Origin of the sequence: Marinomonas profundimaris, assembly GCF_000508165.1 — a bacterium.
Taxonomy (GTDB): domain Bacteria; phylum Pseudomonadota; class Gammaproteobacteria; order Pseudomonadales; family Marinomonadaceae; genus Marinomonas; species Marinomonas profundimaris.
The window spans coordinates 1-3478 of sequence record NZ_AYOZ01000031.1; the positions used below are offsets into that span (position 1 = coordinate 1).

Genomic DNA, 3478 nt, shown 5'->3' on the forward strand with positions numbered 1-3478 from the left:
GGTACAAGCTGATGGATTGATTCATTGGTTGCGTACAATATCTACTTTATGAGAAGCACAGAAAGTATTTGGGTCTGTAGCTCAGTTGGTTAGAGCGCACCCCTGATAAGGGTGAGGTCGGCCGTTCAAATCGGCCCAGACCCACCAGTATATCAATAACAGCGTTATTTACGTTCTCGTTTAGCAAGCTAAACGTCAAGCGTAAAAGCCTTGTTCTTGATTATCCTGATATTTGATTGAAGAAATTTTATTCGATTAACCAAATACTGATAAGTAAAAGATATGGGGCTATAGATCAGCTGGGAGAGCGCCTGCTCTGCACGCAGTAGGTCTGCGGTTCGATCCCGCATAGCGCCACCATTAATTACTTATTTTCTGTGTGAAAGATTTAGCTAGAGTCCTAAGCAAGACGCTAACAATAAAGAAGCCAACTTAAGAAAGTTATTTCTGAGTGTGTTTCTGATTTTTAGTCTCTGACTTAGTGCTTTGCACTAAACTTGCTCTTTAACAATTCGAATTTGAAATAGACGATAATCAAGCGTCAAACCGGTGGAAAGCATCTTAACCTAGATGACTTTCTAAATCGTAAATCCAGAGAGGTACAAAAGCTCTTCGGTATGAGATCTGAATGTGAAACTCTTCGGAGTGGAAACTACTTTGGGATATATGGTCAAGTGACCAAGCGGGCACGGTGGATGCCTTGGCAGTCAGAGGCGATGAAGGACGTGGTAATCTGCGAAAAGGTTCGGGGAGCTGATAAACAAGCTTTGATCCGAACATGTCCGAATGGGGAAGCCCACCCGCTTGCGGGTATCGTATGGTGAATACATAGCCATACGAGGCTAACCCGGGGAACTGAAACATCGAAGTACCCGGAGGAAAAGAAATCAACCGAGATTCCCTAAGTAGCGGCGAGCGAAAGGGGATTAGCCCTTAAGTGGTTTAGGTGTTAGTCGAAGGCTCTGGAACGGGCCGCCGTAGAGGGTGATAGCCCCGTATACGAAAACACCTTTATCATGAAAACGAGTAGGACGGGACACGTGATATCCTGTCTGAATATGGGGGGACCATCCTCCAAGGCTAAATACTCCTGACTGACCGATAGTGAACCAGTACCGTGGGGGAAAGGCGAAAAGAACCCCTGTGAGGGGAGTGAAATAGATCCTGAAACCGTGTACGTACAAGCAGTGGGAGCGGACTTGTTCCGTGACTGCGTACCTTTTGTATAATGGGTCAACGACTTATTTTCAGTAGCAAGGTTAAGCGTTTAGTGGAGCCGTAGGGAAACCGAGTCTTAATAGGGCGATTAGTTGCTGGGAATAGACCCGACACCGGGCGATCTATCCATGAGCAGGTTGAAGGTTGGGTAACACTAACTGGAGGACCGAACCCACGTACGTTGAAAAGTCCGGGGATGACTTGTGGATAGGAGGGAAAGGCTAATCAAGCTCGGAGATAGCTGGTTCTCCTCGAAAGCTATTTAGGTAGCGCCTCGTATCTCACCATTGGGGGTAGAGCACTGTTTGGGCTAGGGGGTCATCCCGACTTACCAACCCCATGCAAACTCCGAATACCAATGAGTGCAATTACGGGAGACACACGGCGGGTGCTAACGTCCGTCGTGGAAAGGGAAACAACCCAGACCGTCAGCTAAGGTCCCAAAGTTACAGTTAAGTGGGAAACGATGTGGGAAGGCTTAGACAGCTAGGAGGTTGGCTTAGAAGCAGCCATCCTTTAAAGAAAGCGTAATAGCTCACTAGTCGAGTCGGCCTGCGCGGAAGATATAACGGGGCTCAAACTGTACACCGAAGCTACGGATGCTTAATTTATTAGGCATGGTAGAGGAGCGTTCTGTAAGCCGTTGAAGGTCAAGCTGTAAGGCAGGCTGGAGGTATCAGAAGTGCGAATGTTGACATGAGTAACGATAAGGGGAGTGAAAAACTCCCCCGCCGGAAGACCAAGGTTTCCTGTCCCATGTTAATCAGGGCAGGGTGAGTCGGCCCCTAAGGCGAGGCAGAAATGCGTAGTCGATGGGAAACAGGTTAATATTCCTGTACTCGTGCATATTGCGATGGAGAGACGGAGAAGGCTAGGCCAGCACAGCGATGGTTGTCTGTGTTTAAGGCGGTAGGTTAGGTGCTTAGGCAAATCCGGGCACCTCCCTTTATAGGGAAGACCGAGAACTGACGACGAGCCCTCTTTTGGGTGAAGTGGTTGATGCCATGCTTCCAGGAAAAACTTCTAAGCTTCAGATATGCAGGAACCGTACCCCAAACCGACACAGGTGGTCAGGTAGAGAATACCAAGGCGCTTGAGAGAACTCGGGTGAAGGAACTAGGCAAAATGGTACCGTAACTTCGGGAGAAGGTACGCCGGCCGGTGTGAAGGACTTGCTCCGTAAGCACTAGTCGGTCGAAGATACCAGGTGGCTGCGACTGTTTATTAAAAACACAGCACTCTGCAAACACGAAAGTGGACGTATAGGGTGTGACGCCTGCCCGGTGCTTGAAGGTTAATTGATGGGGTTAGCGTAAGCGAAGCTCTTGATCGAAGCCCAAGTAAACGGCGGCCGTAACTATAACGGTACTAAGGTAGCGAAATTCCTTGTCGGGTAAGTTCCGACCTGCACGAATGGCGTAACGATGGCCACACTGTCTCCACCCGAGACTCAGTGAAATTGAAATCGCAGTGAAGATGCTGTGTATCCGCGGCTAGACGGAAAGACCCCGTGAACCTTTACTATAGCTTCACAGTGAACTTTGAACCTATTTGTGTAGGATAGGTGGGAGGCTTTGAAGATGGGACGCTATTTCCATTGGAGCCAATCTTGAAATACCACCCTGGTATGTTTGAGGTTCTAACTCAGGTCCATTATCTGGATCGAGGACACTGTGTGGTGGGTAGTTTGACTGGGGCGGTCTCCTCCCAAAGAGTAACGGAGGAGCACGAAGGTGTGCTCAGCATGGTCGGAAATCATGCATAGAGTGTAAAGGCAAAAGCACGCTTAACTGCGAGACAGACACGTCGAGCAGGTACGAAAGTAGGTCTTAGTGATCCGGTGGTTCTGTATGGAAGGGCCATCGCTCAACGGATAAAAGGTACTCCGGGGATAACAGGCTGATACCGCCCAAGAGTTCACATCGACGGCGGTGTTTGGCACCTCGATGTCGGCTCATCACATCCGGGGGCGAAAGCCGGTCCCAAGGGTATGGCTTTTCGCCATTTAAAGTGGTACGCGAGCTGGTTTTAGAACGTCGTGAGACAGTTCGGTCCCTATCTGCCGTGGACGTTTGAGATTTGAGAGGAGCTGCTCCTAGTACGAGAGGACCGGAGTGGACGAACCTCTGGTGTTCCGGTTGTCACGCCAGTGGCATTGCCGGGTAGCTACGTTCGGACGGGATAACCGCTGAAAGCATCTAAGCGGGAAGCCTCCCTCAAGATAAGATCTCACTGGGACATAAGTCCCCTAAAGAGCCGT

General features: G+C 49.5%; 2 tRNA genes and 1 rRNA gene. All 3 read left to right on the forward strand.

The features are described from left to right. The first annotated feature begins 70 nt into the window (after positions 1-70). Positions 71-147 (forward strand) — tRNA-Ile (locus tag D104_RS30785). Between the two features lie 137 nt (positions 148-284). Next, positions 285-360, forward strand: a tRNA-Ala gene (locus tag D104_RS30790). Positions 361-668: 308 nt separating this feature from the next. Then, positions 669-3478: ribosomal RNA gene (locus D104_RS30795) — 23S ribosomal RNA — on the forward strand; the annotation flags it as partial.